The 6342-nt window shown below is 75.3% G+C and carries 7 protein-coding genes; 4 read left to right on the top strand and 3 right to left on the bottom strand.

All coding sequences use genetic code 11. From position 1 onward, the window contains the following. Together E1291_RS37760 and E1291_RS37755 are read right to left on the bottom strand one after the other, a co-directional pair. Positions 1-1054 (bottom strand): cyanophycin synthetase family protein (locus E1291_RS37760; protein ID WP_442316401.1); only part of this gene is annotated, 1054 nt, incomplete at its 3' end. A gap of 3 nt (positions 1055-1057) precedes the next feature. Then, complete coding sequence (locus E1291_RS37755; RefSeq protein WP_131742840.1) at positions 1058-1891, bottom strand: cyanophycinase; 834 nt, start codon at positions 1889-1891, stop codon at positions 1058-1060. A 201-nt stretch (positions 1892-2092) separates the two neighbouring features. Between E1291_RS37755 and E1291_RS37750 the strand changes: the two genes are divergently transcribed. Further along, positions 2093-3445: an ABC1 kinase family protein gene (locus E1291_RS37750; RefSeq protein ID WP_165495488.1), complete on the top strand. Its 1353-nt coding sequence runs from the start codon at positions 2093-2095 to the stop codon at positions 3443-3445. Positions 3446-3454: 9 nt separating this feature from the next. Here the strand turns inward: E1291_RS37750 and E1291_RS37745 are convergent, their stop codons facing one another. Further along, positions 3455-4300, bottom strand: coding sequence for a siderophore-interacting protein (locus tag E1291_RS37745; RefSeq protein ID WP_131742839.1), 846 nt, complete (start codon positions 4298-4300; stop codon positions 3455-3457). Positions 4301-4467: 167 nt separating this feature from the next. On the opposite strand from E1291_RS37745, the gene E1291_RS37740 reads away from it, so the two are divergent. From E1291_RS37740 to E1291_RS37730, 3 genes are all read left to right on the top strand, one after another. Further along, entirely contained in the window at positions 4468-4932 is a 465-nt protein-coding gene (locus E1291_RS37740; protein WP_131742838.1) for a nuclear transport factor 2 family protein, read from the top strand. Between the two features lie 142 nt (positions 4933-5074). Continuing rightward, on the top strand, positions 5075-5848 hold the full coding sequence (locus E1291_RS37735; RefSeq protein ID WP_131742837.1) for a cyclase family protein: 774 nt from the start codon (positions 5075-5077) through the stop codon (positions 5846-5848). Further along, positions 5845-6342 (top strand): thiamine pyrophosphate-binding protein (locus E1291_RS37730; protein WP_242614628.1); only part of this gene is annotated, 498 nt, incomplete at its 3' end. The genes E1291_RS37735 and E1291_RS37730, both read left to right, overlap by 4 nt.

Raw genomic sequence — 6342 nt, 5'->3', positions numbered from 1 at the left:
GGTCGTGGCCCTCGCCGCGGGCCGGGTCGGCGTTGACCCGCGCCACCAGCGCGGCGACCGTCGCGGTCCCGTCGCCGGTCAGCCGCGCCGCGGTCAGCTCGGCGGCCGCCGCGACGCGCCCGCCGACCACGAGCACCCGGTAGTCCCGGCCCGGGACGTAGCACTCGACCAGCGCCTCGCCGCCGTCCCCGGCCGCCGCCGCGAAGGCGGCCAGCACCTCGGCCGGGTCGCGCAGCTCGATGTGCACGCCCTCGCCCTGGTGCCCCGCCAGCGGCTTGACCACCACCGGCGGGCCGATCTCCCGCAGCGCCTCCAGCGCCGCGGTGGGGGAGGCCGCCACCCGCCCCTCGGGCACCGGGACGCCGGCCTCGCCGAGCAGCCGGTGCGCCAGCCGCTTGTCGGCGGCGACCTCCATGCCGATCGCGGACGTGCCGTCGGTCATCGCCGCCCAGACGGTGCGGCGGTGCCGCCCGTACCCGAGCCGCAGCAGGTTCAGGTCGCCGACCCGGCGGACCGGCACCCCGCGCCGCCGGGCCGCCCGCGCCAGCGCCGAGGTGCTCACCCCCAGCCGCTCGCGCTCGTGCGCCGCGGCGACCTCGGCCAGTTCGCCGGACGGGTCGGGCACCCGCCCGGCGAGCGCCCCGTCCACCAGCCGCAGGGCCAGCCCGATCAGCCGCTCCACCACCGCCGAGCCCACCGGCTCGTCCCGCGGGCACTCCAGCACCACCTCGTACTGGCCGGGCCCGCCCGCGCGCACCGTCCGGCCGAAGTACACCTCCCGGCCGATCAGCCCGGACAGCTCCAGCGTGACGTGCTCGGTGACGTGGCCGAAGTAGGTGCCCCGCGCCATCGCCTCCAGCAGCCCGCCGGGGCGCCCCGCCGAGCAGTGGTGCGAGGTCAGCCCGGGCAGCGCCGCGATGATCCGGCCGGCGAAGCCGGGATGGTCGGTGGTCTCGTGACCGGTCAGGCCCCGCAGGTCGAGCCGCGCGACCGCGACGGGCCGCGACAGGTAGAGATTCGGGCCGCTCAGGCGGCGGACGTGATCGAGCCGCACGGGCTACTCCTCCCCGGGACCGCGCATGCTGCCGACGGCCGGCAGCCGGTCGTTCATCTGGAACGAGCAGCCGGCGGGCAGCAGGTGCAGCGACACGTCGAACATCGCCATCGGCTCGTCGTCCGAGGCCGCGTAGGCGACGGTGGACTGGCCCGCGTCCACGACGGTGACGACGCCGGTGCCGACCACCGCGAAGTGGCCGTCGCCGACGACGATCGCGGTGTCCTCGTCGATCCCGACGCCGAGCAGCCGGGTGTCCAGCGCGATCCCGCTGAGCAGCCGGGGCAGCCGCCCCCGCTCGTTGAAGTGCATGTCGATGAGCACGTTGTCGATCAGGGCGAGGCCCGGCCCGACCTGCACGCTGGACGCGGCGACCTCGTGGCCGTGGCCGCCGAGGATCATCCAGTGGCCCATGGCGGTCGCGCCGGCGCTCGTGCCCGCGATGACCAGGCCCTCCTGCGCGAGGCGCCGCTTGAGCAGCTCGTTCGTCCGCGACCCCACCAGGGTCCTGATCCGGGACTGGTCACCGCCGCTGAACAGCACGCCGGTGGCGGCGTCCAGGGCGCGCAGGGTCGCCGCGTCGTCGGCCGCGGCCCGGCCGAGCAGGCGCAGCTCCCGCACTGAGGACACGCCGAGCCGGCCGAACACGGCGGTGTACTCCTCGGCGACCTCCTCGGGCACCTCGGTGGCGGTCGTCACGACCACGATGCGGGCGTCGGCGTCGCCCGCCAGCTCGACGAACGTCTCGAGCGGGCCGGCGCCGCAGGTCCGGTTCTCCGCCCCGCCGATGATCAGCAGCCGGCCCTTGCGTCCGGCGCCCCCATGTTTCTCTGTCACCTCCCCTAGCTACCCTTTGATCACACTCCGTAGTCTTTCGATCGCGAGGAGTCCGGCCCGGTTCGCGGCCGGGAATCTCCCGGGCCCGTCCAACGCTGAGTCTTTTATGGGGAATGACCATATTGTGGTATTCGCCTGCCATGAGAGGCTGAAGATCTTTGTACGCATCGTCGGCATCGTCGAGCGAGGGACGGTCGGGCCGTGACTGACATACCGCGCCGCGCCGTGACGCGGACCGCCAAGCTGGCCACCCTGCCGCTCGGCTTCGCCGGGCGCACCGCGCTCGGGCTGGGCAAGCGCACGATCGGCCGGCCGGCCGAGGCCGTCGCGCTGGAGGTCCAGCGCCGCACCGCCGAGCAGCTGTTCGCCGTGCTCGGCGAGCTCAAGGGCGGCGCGATGAAGGTCGGCCAGCTCTTGTCGATCTTCGAGGCGGGGCTGCCCGAGGAGGTCGCCGGGCCGTTCCGGTCGAGCCTCACCCGGCTCCAGGAGGCGGCTCCGCCGATGCCCGCCGCGACCACGCACCGGGTGCTCGCCGAGGGGCTCGGGCCCGACTGGCGCGACCGGTTCGCCGAGTTCGACGACCGGCCGGCCGCCGCCGCGTCCATCGGGCAGGTCCACCGGGCGGTGTGGCACGACGGCCGCGCCGTCGCCGTCAAGGTCCAGTACCCCGGCGCCGCCCAGGCGCTGATGAGCGACTTCGCCCAGATCTCCAGGCTGAGCAGGCTCTTCACCCCGCTGTTCCCGGGCGTGGAGGTCAAGCCGGTGATCGCCGACCTCAGGCGGCGGCTGGAGAAGGAGCTCGACTACCTCGACGAGGCCCGCGCGCAGACGGCCTTCCACGACGCCTACGCGGGCGACCCCGACATCCTCGTCCCGGCCGTCGTCGCCCAGGCGGGCGACGTGCTGATCACCGAGTGGCTGGACGGCACGCCGCTGGCCCAGGTGATCGCCGGAGGGGGCCGGGAGGAGCGCGACCGCGCCGGGCTGCTGCTGTTCCGCTTCCTGCTGTCCGGCCCGGCCCGCTGCGAGATGATCCACATCGACCCGCACCCGGGCAACTTCCGGCTGCTGGACGACGGGCGCCTCGGCGTCATGGACTTCGGCGGCGCCGCCCGCGTCCCGGCCGAGCTGCAGTGGTCGATCGGCCGGCTGCTGCGCATCGGCACGCTCGGCGACCCGGACGAGATGGTGCGGGTCCTGCGCGAGGAGGGCTTCCTCGCCCCGGACGGCGAGGTGGACCCCGCGCAGGTCGCCGCGCTCGTCGCGCCGCACGCCGCGCCGTTCGCGGTCCCGCGGTTCCGGTACTCGCGGGCGTGGCTGCGCGAGCAGACCGCCCGCGGCTTCGGCCTGGCCTCCGACATGCGGCCGGGCGCGCTCGCCCGGCAGCTGCGGCTGCCGCCCCAGTACCTCGCGGTCAGCCGCGCCCTGTCGGGGTGCGGCGGCGTGCTGTGCCAGCTCGAGGCCGAGGGCCCCTTCCGCGCCGAGGCCGAGCGCTGGCTGCCCGGCTTCGCCGACGAGGGACCGGCCGCCGCCGGCGCCGAGGCGACCGCCTGACCCGAGCCGTCAGGCCAGGGCCCGCGCCTCCTCTTCCTCGACCTGGCGGTTCCAGTCGCGCTTGGACGACTGCCAGCCGTCCTCGTCCCGGCCGCGCCGCCAGTACCCGGAGATCGAGAGCCGCTCCAGCGGCAGCCCGCGGTCGACGCGCAGGTGCCGCCGCAGGGCCTTGACGAAGGTGGCCTCCCCGTGCACGAAGGCGTGCACCTCACCCTCCGGGAACTCCAGCTTCCGCACGGCCTCCACCAGCAGCCCGCCGACCTCGCCGCCGCCGCGGTACAGCCAGACGATCTCGGCGTCGGCGGGCGTCGCCAGCTCCTGGCGCTCCTGCGGCCCGGCCACCTCGACGAACACCCGGGCCGGGGCGCCCTCGGGGATCCGCTCCAGCGACGCGGCGATGGCCGGGAGGGCGCTCTCGTCGCCCACCAGCAGGTGCCAGTCCGCGGCGGGGCTCGGCGCGTAGCCGCCCCCCGGCCCGTTGAACAGGATCTCCTCGCCCGGCCGGACGCGCGCCGCCCACGGGCCCGCGAGGCCCTTGTCGCCGTGGTGGACGAAGTCGATGGTCAGCTCGACCGCCTCCGGGTCCCACGACCGGACGGTGTAGGTGCGGGTGCTCGGCCACTGGTCGCGCGGCATCTCGGCGCGGACCCGCTCGAGGTCGAACGGCTCGGGGTAGTCCACGTCCGGCTGCGGGAACAGGAGCTTCACGTAGTGGTCGGTGAACGCGCCCGCGCCGAACCCCGCGAGGGCCTCGCCGCCGAGGACCACGCGGATCATGTGCGGGGTGAGGCGCTCGGTGCGCAGCACCGTGCCCCGGTTCAGCCGCGGCCCCTTGCGCGCCGGTTCCGTCGCCATACAGCCCTCCGATGCCGTCACAGCTATTTAGGTAAGCCTAACCTGCTGGTGGCGGAGCTCGCTCCGGGACCGGGGCGTTCCCCTGGGCTCACGCGGGCTCGAGACGGGGACGGGCCGGGCGTTGTACCGTCGGCGGGGCGATTCCGGCGACGCGGACGGGCGGGCTGATGGCACTCGGCGGGCACACGATGACGGACGAGCAGCGCAAGTCGGTGGCACTGGAGTACCTCAAGGGGTTCGACAACGGCGGCGTCACCTCCGACGGCGCGCCGCTGCTCGACCTGTTCGCCGACGACGCGCAGGTCTACTTCCCCAAATGGGGCCTCGCCACCGGCAAGGCGGCCATCGGGCGGATGTTCGCCGAGGTCGGCGCGACGATCCGCGCGATCGAGCACCACTACGCCACGCTGAACTGGGTCTTCTCGGGCGGGGACACCCTGGTGGCCGAGGGCACCAGCCACGGCGAGCACCGGGACGGGACGTGGCGCGCGGGCGTGCCCGAGTGGGGCGCCGGGCGCTGGTGCGACGTGTTCGAGATCCGCGACTGGAAGATCCAGCGCGTGTTCATCTACCTCGACCCCGACTACGCGGGCGCCGACACCGGCCGCTATCCCTGGCTCGCGGAGCACTAGGGCGCCGGCTCAGGGGCCGAAACGGCTCCACCGGGCCGCCGCTTCCTTTCCGGCGCTTCCTTTCCGGGCGCCCGGTGCGGCGGACCCGACTGCGATACGTTCGGGAGCGCCGCGAGTACCCCTCAGCCGCGCCGGAGGCACGATGCCCGTCCTCGCCCAGCTCCTCGCCGCCGTCGCCGCCCGCTCCGTCGAGGTGGTCGACCTCACCGCCCCGCTCTCGGAGCGCACGCCGGTCCTCCGCCTTCCCGAACCGTTCGCCAACACGGTCCCGTTCTCCCGCCGGGAGATCAGCCGCTACGACGAGCGCGGCCCGGCCTGGTACTGGAACGACCTGGAGATGGGCGAGCACGTCGGTACCCATTTCGACGCGCCGGTCCACTGGGCCACCGGCCGCGACGGGGAGGACGTCTCGCAGGTCGCGCCGCAGCGCCTGGTCGCGCCCGCCGCCGTCCTGGACGTGTCCGCGCGGGCGGCGGCCGACCCCGACTTCCTGCTGGAGGCCGAGCACGTGCGCGACTGGGAGGGCGAGCACGGGCCGCTCCCCGAGGGCGGCTGGCTGCTCCTGCGGACGGGCTGGAACGCGCGGGCCGGCGACCAGGACGCCTTCCTCAACGCCGACGAGCGCGGCCCGCACACCCCGGGCGTGTCGGCGGCGTGCGCCCGCTGGCTCGCCGAGGAGACGCCGCTGATCGGCCTCGGCGTGGAGACGGTGGGCACCGACGCGGGCGCCGCCCACGGGTTCGACCCGCCGTTCCCGTGCCACTCCTACTTCCTCGGGGCCGGCAAGTACGGCCTCACCCAGCTGCGGAACCTGGACCGGCTGCCCGCGCTCGGAGCGGTGCTGATCGCCGGCCCGCTGCCCATCGTGGCCGGCTCGGGCGGCCCGGCGCGCGTTCTCGCGCTGGTCGAGCGATGAACGTCGCGGCGGCGGTCGGCGAGGCCCTCGCGCGGCACGGAGCCGAGACGGTGTTCGGGGTCGTCGGCAGCGGGAACTTCCACGTCACCAACGCGCTCGTCGCCGGCGGCGCCCGGTTCGTCGCGGCCCGGCACGAGGGCGGAGCGGCGACCATGGCCGACGCGTACGCGCGGGTGGGCGGCGGGCTCGGCGTCCTGTCGGTGCACCAGGGCCCCGGCCTGACCAACGCGCTCACCGGCATCACCGAGGCCGCCAAGAGCCGGACCCCGCTGCTGGTGCTGGCGGGCGAGGTGGCCGCCGCCGACGTCCGCTCCAACTTCCGGGTCGACCAGGCAGCGCTCGCCGCGGCCGTCGGCGCCGTCCCCGAGCGGGTGCACTCGCCGCAGACCGCGCTCGCCGACGTCGCCCGCGCCTGCCGCATCGCGGTGACCGAGCGCCGCACGGTGCTGCTCGGGCTCCCGCTGGACATCCAGGGCGCCGCGCCGGCCGGCCCC

The sequence above is a fragment of the Actinomadura roseirufa genome, from assembly GCF_900659635.1.
Taxonomy (GTDB): Bacteria; Actinomycetota; Actinomycetes; order Streptosporangiales; family Streptosporangiaceae; genus Spirillospora; species Spirillospora roseirufa.
This window is presented reverse-complemented; position numbering and strand designations above follow the sequence as displayed.